Raw genomic sequence first — 14,540 nt, forward strand, 5'->3', positions numbered from 1 at the left:
AGGCCTCAAATTACCATTTTGAAGTTTGTACCTTAATTAATTCTGCTTAATTCATAAATCAGCAACCTTTCGGCGCTTCACAAAGCCTATCCCGATAATCATTAAAGGCAATAACAATAATACATCGGCCACATGGGCTAACAATAAGATCCTTAAAATCCGGCTTACCGGGAAAGCTACAGCTGCAAGACCTACCAGCAAACCAAGCCAAACAGGTACTGCTTTTTTACGGACAAGGTTTATAGCTAACACCAATAGACTTAACGGGAACAACGGGCCTGCCCAAAAAAGCAACAAACCCGAACTGACGGGATATTGCTGTAAAACACCGAGATAATTATGATGAGAAATTTTAAATATAGTTGATAGATATCCCAACATGCCAAACCCTATCCCACCCATACAGCATCCATAAATAGCTATCAACAAACCTATTGCTGAATAAAACGGCATGTTGTGCTTTAACAAGCCAAATAACCCATACAAAGCCGGGATCCAAAATACTGTTGACAGGCAGATCAGCGTTGCAGCAGTTACCCCGTATTGTCCATCTACCCAAAAAAATGTTGATATGCAAAACAGCAATGGTGCTGTAATAAGGCACAAGCCAGGCAATATTTGTTGCTGGAAATCGATTTCGGCTTTCATAATTTAAAAGATTTACCAGCTATGACCGTAACATGCTATCGTAGGTTACACTTATATCAAATGACATTAAAAAAGCCATAAGTTTTAAAACCAAGCTGTATATTTAGTAGTTAATAACACATCTGTTTATATTAAACCCCGCCATGGCTTTTATAGATTATTACAAAGTATTAGAGCTCGACAAAAATGCATCCGAAAAGGATATTAAAAATGCTTACCGTAAACTGGCCCGCAAATATCACCCCGATCTTAACCCTAATGACGAAGATGCCCACAAAAAATTCCAGCAGCTAAACGAAGCAAATGAAGTATTAAGTGACCCGGAAAAGCGAAAGAAGTACGACAAATATGGCGAAAACTGGCAGCATGGCGAAGCATACGAACAACAGGCGCGCCAACAGGCTGGTGCACAAGGAGGTTTTGGTGGCTATGGGGGCTTTAACGGAGCCGAAGGATTTGGTAGCGCCGAAGGGTTTGGAAGTGACGATTTTTCAGATTTCTTTCAATCGATGTTTGGCGGTGCAGGAGGCGCGCGTAGCGGCAGGCAGGCAAAATACCGCGGGCAGGACTATAACGCCTCGTTAAGTTTAAACCTTCGAGACGTTCTTGAAACACATAAGCAAACGTTGACTGTCAATGGCAAAAACATCCGGATAACTATACCCGCAGGTATTGAAAACGGGCAAACTATCAAAATAGCCGGGCATGGCGCCCCGGGTGTAAACGGCGGCCCCGCCGGAGATCTGTATATTCAGTTTAATGTTGCACCTGATGCAAATTTTAAGCGTGATGGTAATAATTTGTACACCACGTTGAAACTTGACCTGTACACTGCAGTTTTAGGTGGAGAAATAACTGCCGATACATTAAACGGCAAAGTTAAAGTGAAAGTAAAACCTGAAACTCAAAACGGCACTAAAGTAAAACTCAAAGGCAAAGGTATGCCCGTTTATAAAAAAGAGAATGAATTTGGCGATCTGTACCTGACCTATGATATCCAAACCCCTACCAACCTTACCGAAAAGCAGAAACAATTATTTGAAGAACTGGCAAAATCCTCAGCCTAAATTAAAAACATTATGAAAACAGCAGAATTAATAGCAGCAAACGATTTTTGTGTATATCATAATGTTGAATACACGTTCATCACATCTTTACATGAAGCAGGCCTGGTTGAGGTAACCATCATTAATGAAATCGTCTTCATTCCTCAAACTGAACTTCAAAAGCTGGAAAAACTGGTGAGCCTGTACGAATTGGATATTAACGTAGCCGGCATTGAAGCTATCTCCCACCTGCTTGACCGGGTTGAAAAATTACAGGAAGATATGCGGTATTTAAAAAACAGGTTGAGCTTATATGAATAAGAAAGCTTTTTTTTCAGGAATGCTTAAACCAAATATTTATTCATCATCCGCTCGCTTACAATATTGGCTTCATCGATAACAGGTTCTGGATATCCCATGGATTTGAGTATGGCGATTCCGTTAGTGTTTTTAAGCAGGCCCTGCTTCAGGATATAGTCAAATACCAGCATGCGCCCGTCTTTTGATTCTGAAAAGGAATATACAACAAAATCTTCGTCGAGCAGTTCGGCCAGTTCAAGGTCATGGGTTGATACAAAAACAAAATTTTGGTTAGCGGTAATGTACGAAAGCGCAGACTTAGCCGCCGCTATACGTTCGATGGTATTGGTACCCCTGAAAATCTCATCGATGATCACAAGGCTTTTTATATCCTCTTTCTGAGAACTGTTATCAATGATATCTAAAATAGCTAAGGCCTGTGCCTGAAAATAACTCTTGTGTTCATCAATGTTATCGCTGGTTTTGATGCTGGTTTGTATTTTGAGAAAAGGAGCCTTATAGGCCTTTGCACAACTTGTAAATATAGTTTGCGATAGCAGCGTATTTAATGCCAGCGCTTTAATAAATGTAGTTTTGCCAGACATGTTTGACCCTGTGATCAATGCGCCCCTGTCTGCATCAGTTGTATAAAGGGAGTTGGTTACACAGTTAGCTACTAATGGGTGAAATAGTTCGGTAATCTCTATTTTGCCATCAACACCCGTAAACGCGGGTTTTGAATAAAAAGGAATACCGTCACGTATTGATTGTATAGCTATCAGCGTATCGGCCCGGCCAATAAATTTATACACTTCTTTAATGTCCTCACGGTATTTACTTACTTGTTTTAATGATGATGTATAAGTATTGGGCTCAATCACAAAAAGCAGTTTAAATAAATGGAAGGCTGCGTAAGCAATATCACTTTTACCATTCACGAAGCCGCTTTCTATATTTACAAACTTAAGCGCTCGTTTTAAACCTCGTAGGCTGGTAAGGGAACGCTTTACCTCGGGTACCTGACCAAATTTCCCACTTTTAACTAACGCCACTGCAACTTTATACATTACCAGCAATTGCGGTAACGATTTGGTATACCCTGAAATAGCCTTGCGGTTGCTGAAGTAAATAACAATGTTGTACGCGAACAACAATAGCAAAAAGATAAAGCTAAAAATGTTAGGAATAACAATCAGCGATAATAACGCAGCCAGGATCAGAAAAGGTGAAACCTTTATATAAAAATTAATTACCGATGCAAATACCGGTTCATGTGCCCTGAGAAAAAGATCGGCTATAAAATAAGCATCGGGGTGGTTAAGTTTTGACAATTCCACTTCAAGCAACTCGCGGCCGGGTATATCCATGTTAAGATCCTCAATATCATTGTCGAGGTCATGCAAAACATCAAGCTCGGTTGTAGGGCAATGTAATAAATTAAACAAGTATTGTTTACCAGGCTTACTGTTTGTTCTGTCGATATAATTGAAAACACTTATCAGGTCAAGGTCGTCGGCTGTTTGAGCCGAAAGCTTGTTTTTACTATCTTCCGAATCCAGGTAAATCTTTATTAAGTCAAAGTTTCGGCGGGCGTTAACCGGTTTGCCCCACTTCTCCTGAATTTTTATCAGCTGCTTTTTTGCCCAGCGTAATTTATCATAATACGACTTAATATAAAGCACTCCAATTACGATAAAGACAACTATCGCAGAAAAAACAAAGTAATACATATCTAAAAATATAAAAATTTAATTAAACCAACTTATCTATCGCCAGTCATAATTATGTATTACAATTCAGGTATTAACTAAAATTTACGACCATGAAATTTATCCGATTTTCAATAATAGCTTTTGTGATGATGTTTTCATTTCAATTTGCAAAAGCTCAAAGCATAAGTATCAGCGCGCATTTTGGCCGTCCTTATCATAGGGTAGTTTACACAAGTGGATATTACGAAGCACCTGTTTACTATGGCAGGGACGTTTATTATGACCGTCCTGTTTATTATGGTCGTCCGCGCTATTACGCAGCAAGATATTATGATGCACCGGTGTACTATCAAAGACACTATCGTGTTCATCGTTATTGCAGGCACTGGTAAAAAGATAAAGCCTCCGGGTTGCCGGAGGCTTTCTTATAATATGTAACTATGCCAGTATAAAACGATCATATACATTAACCAATGCCATTTAGATGTACACAAAATTAGCCCCCGTTAAAAATGAGAGGTTTTAAGGGTTGTGTAAAAATACAGGCAGTTATTACTCAATATTACTTGGATCTATCCTTAAAAAAAGAATGTAATGCCCGTTGCGTAAATTCTGATAAAACCAGCTCACCACTTATAGCCGCACGTTGTTTAAGCAATTCATCCCAATCAGCAGTGCCTTCCCAGAGTACCTGTTTTAAGCCGGTAAGTGCCGCCGGGTTATATGAAGCTATTTTTTGAGTAAGCTCATATACAGCCGCATCAAGACTTGGAGTATCTTCATAAACCTCATTATACAAGCCGTTTTGCTTTGCCCATTGGGCAGTTTGAAAATCTGACGCCCTGATAGTGAGCTGGGAAAATGCCGATAACCCTATTTTACGGATCACAGCGGGGGCTATCACAAAGGGGCCAATACCTATAGTAAGCTCACTTAACTTTATTGATGCCGCCTCGCTGGCCAGGCTATAATCGGCAGCGGCGGCAAGGCCAACCCCACCTCCAACCGTTTTACCCTGTACCCTCGCAATTATTATTTTAGGGCATTTGCGGCAGGCACTAATCACGTTAGAAAACCCTTCAAAAAATAACGCGCCGGTTTCCCTATCCTTAATTTGCAACAGCTCGTCAAAGCTTGCCCCCGCGCAAAAAGTACGATCGCCCGTGCTTTTTAAAACAATGACTTTTGTTTCCGGATCATTACCGGCGCTGAATACCGCATCGGCAAGTTGTTTTAATAGCGCCGAGGGCAGGGAGTTTTGTGCCGGATGATAAAAACAAATGGTAGTTACACCATCAGGCTCATTTACAATGGATACATTTCCGTTTTCGGCAGGCATATTTTATTTTTTATATCGAATGGTTTTCCAACCAATATCAGAAGTATTTATGTCAACTGCAATTTTGAGCCTAAAAAACAGTCATTTACTTTTCAAGCAAGGGCAGCTCAAAATAAAAAGTAGCGCCTGCACCAAGCTCACTTTCTACCCCTATATCGCCGTTATGATTATTAATGATCTCAGCCGAGATATAAAGCCCCATACCAAGGCCGCTCGTCATAAATTTTTTATCTTCGACACGATAAAACCGCTCAAAAATATGCTCGATTTGTGCGGCCGACAATCCGATGCCAAAGTCCGTTACTGATACACGCACTTTTCCGTTTATATTCCGGGTTTCAATAATGATATTTTTATTCTCGGTTGAATATTTTACAGAGTTGTTAATGAAATTTACGAGTACCTGTTCCAGTCGCCCGGCATTTCCCTCTATAAAAAAATCATTTTCCGATTTATTGATAAAATTAAATTCGGGATAAAGGTGGATAGCATTTTCTAAAGTTGACGCTACCAGTTCACGAAGGTTTACTTTCGCCATGGCATATTCAAGGCCTCCCGCATGAATTTTGCTTACATCAAGCAAATCGTTAACCAAACGCTGAAGCTTATTTAAAGCAGTGCCGGCCTTTTCAATATATTGTTTTACTATTGAGGGTACTTCCTCTTTTTTATAAGCCGAAATAAGCTGCAAATAACCTTTTAAACTGGTTAAAGGTGTTTTAAGTTCATGGCTGGCCACACCAATAAACTCATCCTTCAAATCAAGCTGCTTTTTTTGTTCTTCGATATCCGTCGCGGTACCTACCCAAAAAAGAATTTCTCCGTTATCATCTCTTAGCGGCACTGCCCGGTTAAGGTGCCAGCGATAAGTATTATCCCAGCGGAGGTACCTGTTTTCCAGTTCAAAAATACTCCCGCTTTGCAAAGATTCGAGGTAAGCACTCATTGTTTTTTGCAGGTCATCGGGGTGTACGATCTGTTGCCAGCCCCAGCCTGCTGTTTCACCATATCGCCTGCCCGTATAATCAAACCAGCGCTGATTATAAAAATCAACTTCGCCACCGGGCAAATTCGTCCAGGTCATTTGAGTAATGTTATTAGCCAGCAACTTAAAATGTTCCCTGCTGATAAGCAAATCATTGGTACGCTCCCTCACAGTATCTTCCAGATCATTATTCAGCCTCTCGGCAATATTCTGGGCTTCTTCAAGCTGATCATTTTTAATTTTCAGCTCCCATTCGGTTTCCTTTTGAGCAGTCAAATCGGTCAGGATCAAACTCAACGCCGTTCCTTCATCAAGGTCAAGCGTGGTACATGATAATAAACACGGCGTTAGTTTACCATCCCGATTTGATAACAAAACCTCGCCCTTGCAATCGGCATTCCAGCCATCCCTGATTATCTGCTTATACTTCTCAACGGAAACTTCGGCTACAAAAATTTCAAAATTCAGGCCGATCACTTTTTCCAACGGTTCATCAACCATAGCCGCAAAGCTCGAATTGCTATATAATATAGTACCCTCACCATTCAACGTAACCGCTCCTTCGTTCATTTTTTCAATGAAAACGCGGTAGGTTTGATCGGCCGTTTTCAACGTATAAAGCTGGTGGCCTTCATCATCTTTAACTATAAAGGCATCAACCTGACCATTACGAATAGCAGAAATGGTGTCGGTAGCTTCTTCTAACTGATAACGAAGCTTATTGTTTTCCGCAAGCAACTGCTCATATGTAAGTTTGTCCGGCTCCATAATTAGCTTTCTGTAAGTATTCCCAGTCCTTTTAAAACTTTGTCTGTGTTTGACATATCTCCGATAAGCTTACGTTCGACGCCGGGAGATTTTTTAATAAGTAAAGGCAATGCTATGATCTGTTCTTCCTTGGCAATGAGCGGTTGCTGATAGACATCAATTATCTCGAGCTCGTAATTAGGCTTAAGGTACTGCTCACAAATAATTTTCAAGTTGGCTATTGCCCTGACAGAATTGGGCGATGCTCCAATTACAAATAAACGCAATCGGAAAAATTGACTTTCTCCCTGATCTAAAGGCAACTGGTTTTGCTCGGTCATCTAACTATTTACTTACTGGTATTATATTCAATCCAACCAAAACTTTTTCCTCGTTGCTCAAGTCGCCTATTATTTTGCGAATCGGTTCAGGTACTTTTCTTACCAGCGTGGGGATTGCAAATATTTGATCCCCTTCGGCCAGTTGAGGCTGCTGCAGCAAGTCAATTACTTCAATAACATACTGACCTTTCAAATGTTCTTCACAATATTTTTTTAGGTTGGTGAGCGCGGTAACTGATTTAGCAGTTTTGCCCGCTACATACAGCCTTAACTCATATTTTATAACTTCATCCAGTTCCATTATTTTTTACTTTTTGATTTACTTTTAAGCGTATCCGCATTTCCGCGGCGGATATCGGTTATCTCCTGGCGGTTTCTTTCTATAATATCCTGTTTCAACTCTTCTTCCAGGTATATTTTGTTCAATTCCTCCTCTGTCGATTCAAATTCGGCCTGCAAGCTTGCAATTTTTGATTCAAGCATCATACGCCGACGCAATATCTCTTTATCTTTACGGGATATTGCGAATTCCCTCAATGCGACGCCTGTTTTTTCTCTTAATTTTTGTGCTTCCCTGGCCGATCCTGTAAGCACTCCATCAGGGCCAAGATAAACATCAACCAGGCTTAACCCTTTATCGGTAATGGTAAACTCGCGTACCTGGTTTGAGTGGCTCATCCCACGCGATTTCATAATATATAACCCCCTGTTGCGTTCACCGTTCGATTCGATATCCCTTACAAGCAGCCAGGTATCAACTAATGATGAGACGCCTTCGTCGGTTTGTTCACTTACCACCGTATTTAAACTGAGGGCAGTAAACATAACCGTGATCTGTTCGTCCTGTAAAAAATCTATCAGCCTAATCAGCATCGATTTTACTTCACTTACCGAACCCACCGTAATCAGGTTTGTAATCGGGTCGAGGATCACCGCTGCGGGTTTAAATCTTTTAATAATCTTATAAATAGCAACGAGGTGCATTTCAAGACCGTAAAGCGTAGGACGCGAGGCATGAAATTCAAGCAAGCCATTGTCAATGTGTTTTTGCAGGTCGAGATTGATTGATTTCATATTGCGAAGGATCTGCTTAGGCGATTCCTCGAACGCAAAATAAAGGCACTTCTTTTTGTTATTGCAAACCTCATTGGCAAAGCAGGCCGCAATACTTGTTTTGCCGGTGCCGGCCGTGCCCGAAACCAGGATACTGCTGCCCTGAAAAAAACCCTTGCCTCCAAACATGCTGTCAAGGGAAGGTATCCCCGATGAAATTCGTTTTGATGAGACTTCTTTTTCCAGGCTTAAAGATGTGACCGGAAGTACAGAAATGCCATCTTCATCAATTAAAAAGGGATATTCGTTGGTACCATGCTGTGTGCCGCGATATTTTACCACGCGCAAACGACGGGTTGAGATCTGATTTATAACCCTGTGATCAAGCAGGATCACACAATCTGAAACGTATTCTTCAAGCCCCTGCCGGGTTAATGAAGAGCCGTCACCTTTTTCGCCGGTTATAATAGCAGTTACACCTTTTTCCTTTAAAAAAGCAAAAAGCCTTCTAAGCTCGGCCCTCAATATAGTTTGGTTTGATAAACCCGAAAAAAGATTTTCAAGAGTATCCAGTACTACTCTTTTTGCCCCGATGCTATCAATAGCAAAGCCTAAGCGGATAAACAAACCTTCCAGGTCATATTCGCCCGTCTCCTCAATCTCGCTTCGATCTATATGCACATGATCAAGTCTTAATTTCTTATCATCCTGGAGTTTAAGTAAATCAAACCCAAGCGATGCTACGTTCGAAGCCAGTTCATCTGCCTTTTCTTCAAAAGCCATAAAAACACCGGGCTCATTAAACTCGGTAGCTCCCCTTACAATAAACTCAAGCGACATAAGAGTTTTACCGCAACCCGCTTCACCACATATCAGTGTTGGTCTTCCATTAGGTAAACCACCGCCCGTTATTTCATCTAAACCGGTAATACCGGTAGGAGTTTTGGGCAATTGCTCAAACGTTATAAGCTGCTGTTTTTTATGCAATTTGGTCATAATAAATCCAATCTGTTTAAACTACCCGTATACCACAACCATCAAGTATACAGGATTTTGTTTTATTGGTATGGTAATAGTGATACTTATAAAATTGTTTTGGCATAATTGATTTTGTGAAGTAAAAAAATCAAAAAACTTGGTGAAATTACTGTCCCAGATAAATCTCCCCATTATACAAACCTTTGAAACCTCATATCACCAAATTCTCTAAAAACAGAAGTAAACATTTATACAGGTATACCGTTTAAAAAACAAGGCATACGCTTCTGTAACCCGTTTTTATCAATAATTGCAGTTATATTAATATAACTGCATACTCATTAATTGAAAATTATGATGTATGAATTGAGATTTTGATCTTAATTATTATAGCCTATATTTATAAATATTATTTATATAATGAATAACGACGCCGGCCTTCATCAACAATTAAGCGAAGATATTTTCCGTATGCTGATAAGGGAGTCTCCTACCCCGGTAGCATTATATATTGGAGAAACAATGGAGATCAGGATTGCCAATAAAGCCATGATAGATATATGGGGGAAGGGCGATGATGTTATTGGGCATAAATACTTTGACCTACTGCCCGAATTCGAAGAGCCGGGCTTTCATGCAATATTATCAAATGTATACGATAACGGTACGGCTTATGAATGGAAAGAGCAAAGGGTTGATGTTATGGTTGACGATAAACTTGAAGAATTTTACTTCAACTTTATTTTTAAACCATTACGGAACAATGATGGTGAAGTTTGGGGTGTGCTGAATACAGCTACAGATGTTACCGAACTGGTTAACACCCGCAAAAAGCTGGCTGAAACTGAACAGCGTGCTCAATTTGCCCTGCAAGCTGCCGAACTGGGTACCTGGGATTTAAACCCCAGATTAGAAACCGCAACATGGGATGACCGCTGTAAAGAGCTTTGCGGTTTTCGAAAAGATGATGAGATAAAGTATCATGATCTGTTGAAATTTGTCCACCCGGAAGATGAGCAACGCTTGCGAACAGCAGTAATGCAGGCTTATGATCCTGTAGGCAATGGTAATTATGATATAATCGTCCGCACTGTTGATGACACAGGACACTTGAAATACTGGATTCACCTGAAAGGTAAAGCGTATTTTAACGATAATCATGAGCCCATCCGCTTTGCAGGTACCGTACAGGATATAACCCGCGAAATATTAGATAAACAGGAACAACAAAAACTGATTGCGCTGATTGATAAAACAGCCGACGTGGTTGCAGTAGGCAGCATGGACGGTTCTGTAACCTATATCAATAAAACGGCATACACTATATTAGGTATCGGGAGTACAAAGGAGGCTTTAAAACCCGGCGTTGAATATTTTGCAGATCATGAAGCAGACAAAGTAATTAATGAGATAAACCCCGCTGTACAGCAGTACGGTAAGTGGGAAGGTGAAATGCACTACCGGCATTTTAAAACAGGAGAGAATATTCCGGTTTACGTTAACTGTTTCAGAATCGATGATCCGTTAAATGGCTTGCCTATTGGTATGGCATCCGTGGCCCGCGATCTGCGCCCCGAAAAAGCGGCAAGAAATGAGCAGTATAAATTATTGTCGCTTATTAACCATAGCTCAGATTTTGTAAGCCTATCCAACCTTGATGGTAATGTAACCTATGTAAATACCGCCGGGCGAAAAATGTTAGGTATAAAAGGTGCCAACGAGCACAGGAGGCACAACAGTGAATATTTGATGCCTGATGAGCTTGATAAGCTGAGGGACAAAGTAAATCCAATTTTAATGAAGCATGGTAAATGGAGCGGTGAAGTACTTTACCGTCATTTCCAAACCGGCGAAGCCATACCTGTGTACGGTACCACCATGCTGGTTTATGACGCTGTAACCGGCTTGCCACAAGGCCGGGCTTCAATTGCAAGGGATCTGCGAAGGGAAATTGCCGATAAAAAAGCCCTTACTGATAGTGAACGATTGCTTAAAAACATCACTAATGCATCGCCAACAGTACTTTGGATGGCCGATGCTGAAGGTAATATCACTTACGTAAATCAAACCTGGGTTGATTGGACCGGCATTAAATATGAGGATAATATGGGCGCAGGATGGATCAACGCGCTTTTAGAAGAAGACAGAACCAGGGCTGCTGAAAAGTTCTTAACCGATTTAAATGCCCGCCGGTTCTATGAAGTTGATTTTAGGATCACACGCAGGGATGGTGAAATAAGATGGTGTATAGCCACCGGCAATCCGCAATATAATGAGCAGGGGGAATTTACCGGGTACATAGGTGCCTGTACCGATGTTACCGATAAAACACTTGCCGAAAGCGAAGTGAAATTACGTAACAGGGAATTGAATAACCAGATCAGGCAGTTTGAGTTTGTTACTGGTTTTATGCCGGTGCAACTTTGGACGGCCCGCACGGATGGTCAGGTCGACTACTTTAATCAACGTGCTGTAGATTATTTTGGTGCCCAGGCAAATGAAATAGCAGCATCCTGGCTCAGTGCTATTCATCCCGATGATAGGGATGCTTGTGTTGAGGCTTGGAACTATGCAGTGAACACGGGTAATGTTTACCAATGTGAATTTAGATTAAAAGACAAAGATCAAAATTACAAGTGGCATTTGTCCAGGGCTTTACCTTTCATAATTGACGGAAAAATCATTAAATGGTTTGGTACTAATACAGACATTGATGAGCAAAAACAATTACAACGGCAAAAAGATGATTTTTTAGGTATCGCAAGTCACGAATTAAAAACGCCGGTTACGAGCATAAAAGCATATGCCCAGGTATTGGGTGCTATGCTTAGCAAAGAAGGCGAGCAAAAAAAAGCCGAAATGGTACTTAGGATGGATGCCCAGATTAACCGTCTTACCAACCTCATAGGCGATCTCCTTGATGTTACCAAGATTAACTCGGGGAGGCTACAGTTTAATAAAACATGGTTCGATTTTAATGAAACACTACAGGAAACTGTTGAAGACCTGCAGCACACTACCCAAAAACATAAACTTATCCAAAACTTTACCCCAACAGGCCGTATCTATTCAGACAAAGATCGTGTAAGCCAGGTTATTACCAACCTTATTACAAATGCTATCAAATATTCTCCGCATACCGATACCATCATCATCAGCACCCGCCGCGAAAACAATGAGGTGATTGTTTGTGTGCAGGATTTTGGCATCGGCATACCCGAAGACAAGAAGGACCGGGTGTTTGAGCAATTTTACCGGGTAAGCGGGAATAAGCAGCATACTTTCCCCGGTTTGGGGTTAGGATTATACATCTCTTCAGAAATTATTAAGCGAGAAGGCGGCAGAATGTGGGTAAACAGCATTGAAGGCAAAGGGTCTACTTTTTGCTTTGCATTACCTGTAGATGATATCAACAGTTAATGATCTGTTGGATAGTTTACAATCAGGTAAATTTATCACAGCTAATTTCAGAGGGTTTAACCAAGCCCTTACGCCTAAAATGGATACAAAGAACAAGAAAATCATGATTGCGGATGATGACCCCGGCATTGTAGATGCTGTGGAAATGCTGCTTGAATTTGAAGGCTATGAGGTAACGTCAACCGTAGATGGTACAACAGTACTTGATATGAAAGACGAACTCCCCGACTTGCTACTGTTAGATATCTGGATGAGCGGCGAAGACGGTCGCGATATCTGCAGGAAGCTAAAACAAGACGAGCTAACCAAAGATATACCTGTTATCATGATATCGGCAAGTCGCGATATACGTGATTCTGCAATGATGGCCGGTGCCGACGACTTTTTAGCCAAGCCTTTTGACATGGATGATTTACTAAAAAAAGTGGCCTATTTTGTTCAAAAACCTTAATAATAGACAACAAGCATCAATCAACTAAATAAACATTACCCCTCTTCGGAAAGAACCTTATGGCGGCCGTCTCACCCGGCCGCCGGTTTTTCCCGTTGCTTAAGTATCCCTTTAAAATTAATATAAAACTGACATGCTAAAATGCTATTACGCCTCTCCGGGATAAGTCCTCGCGATGGCCGTTTTATCCGGTCGCCGATTCATCCAGTTGTATTTTATGGCATGTAGTTAAACTGGTCATTTCACTGGTCAACCTAACTAAAATATAAAAACATTAACCCATATGATACGTTATTTATTAAAACAAAACAATAACGCCATGGGAGTTTTACAGCACGTACAACATCAGATCTCGGCACTGAACGATCTGATCAAGATAAATAACGACCGGATAGCCGGATATCACAAGGCTACCGAAGCAACAGATGAAACCGGATTGAATTTACTTTTTAATGAATATATTGATCAAAGCAAAAATTACGTTAGTGAAATACGCGATTACATTCATGTATTAGGAGGAGATCCAGCAGACGGTACTACCCTCGCGGGGAAATTTTATCACGCCTGGATGGATGTAAAATCGGTTTTTGTTAGTAAAGACAGCCGCTCGATACTTTCGGATTGCGAATATGGCGAAGATATAGCAAAAAAAGCTTATCGCGCCGCGCTTGACGATAAAGAGTTGATATGGGAAGATGAGCAGGTTGTAACCCTGCTTAATAACCATTTAGAAGGTTTAAAAAAAGCGCATGATACCATTAAATCGTTAAGAGATACGGTTAATGCCTGATCATAATTTTTGTTATATTGAGCAAATGAACAATTCAAATCAATCATTTTTTTCGGCATGCCGCATACCTGGTCAATACGCTAAGGTTGCCTGCACACAGGATAAGGTAATTTATACGCTTTCGCAATTAAAGCAGGCCACAGTTGCTGATATAGCGTTGAAGTTAAGGGAGTATGAACCAACGGTAAATACTTTCACACATGAGAAAAACACAATTGAAGTGCTTGACTATTTGTTTGCCCGCGGTTTGGTAAAGATCACCAAACAAAACGGCGAGTTAAACTACAACCTGGTTAAGGCTTAAGCAGGTTGTAGTTTAATGCATTTTATTACATACCTGGCGCAAGTGGTTTGGCCGAAACTACGCTGTCAACTACAAAAACGCTCACCCCTCTCCATGGCAGCGTGTGCAGGTATTCTTTATAGTGAAGTTCTAAAAATGAGCCTGCGTTGCTGCTCAGTTCTTTTGCTACTTTTTCGTCGGTTACCGAAAATATAAATTCATTTGAGCCAATTGTGCCCCCTGTAACCTGTGTGCGGAGCCCGCTTTGAATTAACCTGCCTTCATAAGTTTTAAATACGTAACCTTTCTTTACAAAATAGTTCATAGTACCGGCTTTGGTTCCCTCGCCAAAAACAAAATAATATCGATAGTAAAAAAAGCCTACTATAATCAGTAGTAATATAAGGGTGATAATAACCTTGGTTTTTGTTTTCATCGGAGATTTTA

15 protein-coding genes are annotated in these 14,540 nt (G+C 40.7%); 7 read left to right on the plus strand and 8 right to left on the minus strand.

What is annotated here, in order from left to right; translation table 11 throughout:
* Positions 1-51: 51 nt before the first annotated feature.
* Positions 52-648 carry a hypothetical protein gene (locus FHW88_RS16805; protein ID WP_176627058.1) on the minus strand — a complete coding sequence of 199 codons (597 nt, stop codon included), beginning with the start codon at positions 646-648 and terminating at the stop codon, positions 52-54.
* A 143-nt stretch (positions 649-791) separates the two neighbouring features.
* Between FHW88_RS16805 and FHW88_RS16810 the strand changes: the two genes are divergently transcribed.
* Positions 792-1,715: a DnaJ C-terminal domain-containing protein gene (locus FHW88_RS16810; protein WP_090526008.1), complete on the plus strand. Its 924-nt coding sequence runs from the start codon at positions 792-794 to the stop codon at positions 1,713-1,715.
* A 12-nt stretch (positions 1,716-1,727) separates the two neighbouring features.
* The gene (locus FHW88_RS16815; RefSeq protein ID WP_090526009.1) at positions 1,728-2,015 is read left to right on the plus strand and encodes a chaperone modulator CbpM; all 288 of its coding nucleotides are present in this window, start codon (positions 1,728-1,730) and stop codon (positions 2,013-2,015) included.
* A 23-nt stretch (positions 2,016-2,038) separates the two neighbouring features.
* On the opposite strand, the gene FHW88_RS16820 is transcribed toward FHW88_RS16815, so the two are convergent.
* A complete protein-coding gene (locus FHW88_RS16820) occupies positions 2,039-3,724 on the minus strand; it encodes a MutS-related protein (RefSeq protein WP_176627060.1) in 1,686 nt (561 codons plus the stop codon).
* Between the two features lie 92 nt (positions 3,725-3,816).
* Between FHW88_RS16820 and FHW88_RS16825 the strand changes: the two genes are divergently transcribed.
* A complete protein-coding gene (locus tag FHW88_RS16825) occupies positions 3,817-4,098 on the plus strand; it encodes a hypothetical protein (RefSeq protein ID WP_139159947.1) in 282 nt (93 codons plus the stop codon).
* A 170-nt stretch (positions 4,099-4,268) separates the two neighbouring features.
* Here the strand turns inward: FHW88_RS16825 and FHW88_RS16830 are convergent, their stop codons facing one another.
* The 5 genes from FHW88_RS16830 to kaiC form a co-directional block, all read right to left on the minus strand.
* Positions 4,269-5,045 carry an enoyl-CoA hydratase/isomerase family protein gene (locus FHW88_RS16830; RefSeq protein WP_176627062.1) on the minus strand — a complete coding sequence of 259 codons (777 nt, stop codon included), beginning with the start codon at positions 5,043-5,045 and terminating at the stop codon, positions 4,269-4,271.
* Positions 5,046-5,130: 85 nt separating this feature from the next.
* Positions 5,131-6,798, minus strand: coding sequence for an ATP-binding protein (locus FHW88_RS16835; protein ID WP_176627064.1), 1,668 nt, complete (start codon positions 6,796-6,798; stop codon positions 5,131-5,133).
* Between the two features lie 2 nt (positions 6,799-6,800).
* Positions 6,801-7,118 carry a circadian clock KaiB family protein gene (locus tag FHW88_RS16840; RefSeq protein ID WP_090526013.1) on the minus strand — a complete coding sequence of 106 codons (318 nt, stop codon included), beginning with the start codon at positions 7,116-7,118 and terminating at the stop codon, positions 6,801-6,803.
* 4 nt (positions 7,119-7,122) lie between these two features.
* On the minus strand, positions 7,123-7,419 hold the full coding sequence (locus tag FHW88_RS16845; protein WP_090526014.1) for a circadian clock KaiB family protein: 297 nt from the start codon (positions 7,417-7,419) through the stop codon (positions 7,123-7,125).
* The gene (gene kaiC, locus FHW88_RS16850) at positions 7,419-9,167 is read right to left on the minus strand and encodes a circadian clock protein KaiC (protein ID WP_176627066.1); all 1,749 of its coding nucleotides are present in this window, start codon (positions 9,165-9,167) and stop codon (positions 7,419-7,421) included. Before kaiC ends, FHW88_RS16845 begins: the two co-directional genes overlap by 1 nt.
* 402 nt (positions 9,168-9,569) lie before the next feature.
* Between kaiC and FHW88_RS16855 the strand changes: the two genes are divergently transcribed.
* From FHW88_RS16855 to FHW88_RS16870, 4 genes are all read left to right on the plus strand, one after another.
* Positions 9,570-12,569, plus strand: a complete 3,000-nt coding sequence (locus FHW88_RS16855; RefSeq protein ID WP_176627068.1) for a PAS domain S-box protein — start codon at positions 9,570-9,572, stop codon at positions 12,567-12,569.
* Positions 12,553-13,020 carry a PleD family two-component system response regulator gene (locus FHW88_RS16860; protein WP_308421683.1) on the plus strand — a complete coding sequence of 156 codons (468 nt, stop codon included), beginning with the start codon at positions 12,553-12,555 and terminating at the stop codon, positions 13,018-13,020. Before FHW88_RS16855 ends, FHW88_RS16860 begins: the two co-directional genes overlap by 17 nt.
* Before the next feature lie 283 nt (positions 13,021-13,303).
* Positions 13,304-13,810 carry a ferritin-like domain-containing protein gene (locus FHW88_RS16865; RefSeq protein ID WP_090526017.1) on the plus strand — a complete coding sequence of 169 codons (507 nt, stop codon included), beginning with the start codon at positions 13,304-13,306 and terminating at the stop codon, positions 13,808-13,810.
* Between the two features lie 25 nt (positions 13,811-13,835).
* Positions 13,836-14,114, plus strand: coding sequence for a hypothetical protein (locus tag FHW88_RS16870; RefSeq protein ID WP_139159948.1), 279 nt, complete (start codon positions 13,836-13,838; stop codon positions 14,112-14,114).
* A 25-nt stretch (positions 14,115-14,139) separates the two neighbouring features.
* Here FHW88_RS16870 and FHW88_RS16875 read toward each other — a convergent pair whose 3' ends face one another.
* Positions 14,140-14,529: a hypothetical protein gene (locus FHW88_RS16875; RefSeq protein WP_090526019.1), complete on the minus strand. Its 390-nt coding sequence runs from the start codon at positions 14,527-14,529 to the stop codon at positions 14,140-14,142.
* Positions 14,530-14,540: the final 11 nt, after the last annotated feature.

The sequence above is a fragment of the Mucilaginibacter sp. SG538B genome, assembly GCF_013376065.1.
Classification (GTDB): domain Bacteria; phylum Bacteroidota; class Bacteroidia; order Sphingobacteriales; family Sphingobacteriaceae; genus Mucilaginibacter; species Mucilaginibacter rubeus.

Excerpts from the sequence above, each read along its gene's own strand:
- FHW88_RS16805 (WP_176627058.1), bottom strand. The coding sequence starts at position 648 with ATGAAAGCCGAAATCGATTTCCAGCAACAAATATTGCCTGGCTTGTGC.
- FHW88_RS16810 (WP_090526008.1), top strand. The coding sequence starts at position 792 with ATGGCTTTTATAGATTATTACAAAGTATTAGAGCTCGACAAAAATGCA.
- FHW88_RS16815 (WP_090526009.1), top strand. The coding sequence starts at position 1,728 with ATGAAAACAGCAGAATTAATAGCAGCAAACGATTTTTGTGTATATCAT.
- FHW88_RS16820 (WP_176627060.1), bottom strand. The coding sequence starts at position 3,724 with ATGTATTACTTTGTTTTTTCTGCGATAGTTGTCTTTATCGTAATTGGA.
- FHW88_RS16825 (WP_139159947.1), top strand. The coding sequence starts at position 3,817 with ATGAAATTTATCCGATTTTCAATAATAGCTTTTGTGATGATGTTTTCA.
- FHW88_RS16830 (WP_176627062.1), bottom strand. The coding sequence starts at position 5,045 with ATGCCTGCCGAAAACGGAAATGTATCCATTGTAAATGAGCCTGATGGT.
- FHW88_RS16835 (WP_176627064.1), bottom strand. The coding sequence starts at position 6,798 with ATGGAGCCGGACAAACTTACATATGAGCAGTTGCTTGCGGAAAACAAT.
- FHW88_RS16840 (WP_090526013.1), bottom strand. The coding sequence starts at position 7,118 with ATGACCGAGCAAAACCAGTTGCCTTTAGATCAGGGAGAAAGTCAATTT.
- FHW88_RS16845 (WP_090526014.1), bottom strand. The coding sequence starts at position 7,419 with ATGGAACTGGATGAAGTTATAAAATATGAGTTAAGGCTGTATGTAGCG.
- kaiC (WP_176627066.1), bottom strand. The coding sequence starts at position 9,167 with ATGACCAAATTGCATAAAAAACAGCAGCTTATAACGTTTGAGCAATTG.
- FHW88_RS16855 (WP_176627068.1), top strand. The coding sequence starts at position 9,570 with ATGAATAACGACGCCGGCCTTCATCAACAATTAAGCGAAGATATTTTC.
- FHW88_RS16860 (WP_308421683.1), top strand. The coding sequence starts at position 12,553 with ATGATATCAACAGTTAATGATCTGTTGGATAGTTTACAATCAGGTAAA.
- FHW88_RS16865 (WP_090526017.1), top strand. The coding sequence starts at position 13,304 with ATGATACGTTATTTATTAAAACAAAACAATAACGCCATGGGAGTTTTA.
- FHW88_RS16870 (WP_139159948.1), top strand. The coding sequence starts at position 13,836 with ATGAACAATTCAAATCAATCATTTTTTTCGGCATGCCGCATACCTGGT.
- FHW88_RS16875 (WP_090526019.1), bottom strand. The coding sequence starts at position 14,529 with ATGAAAACAAAAACCAAGGTTATTATCACCCTTATATTACTACTGATT.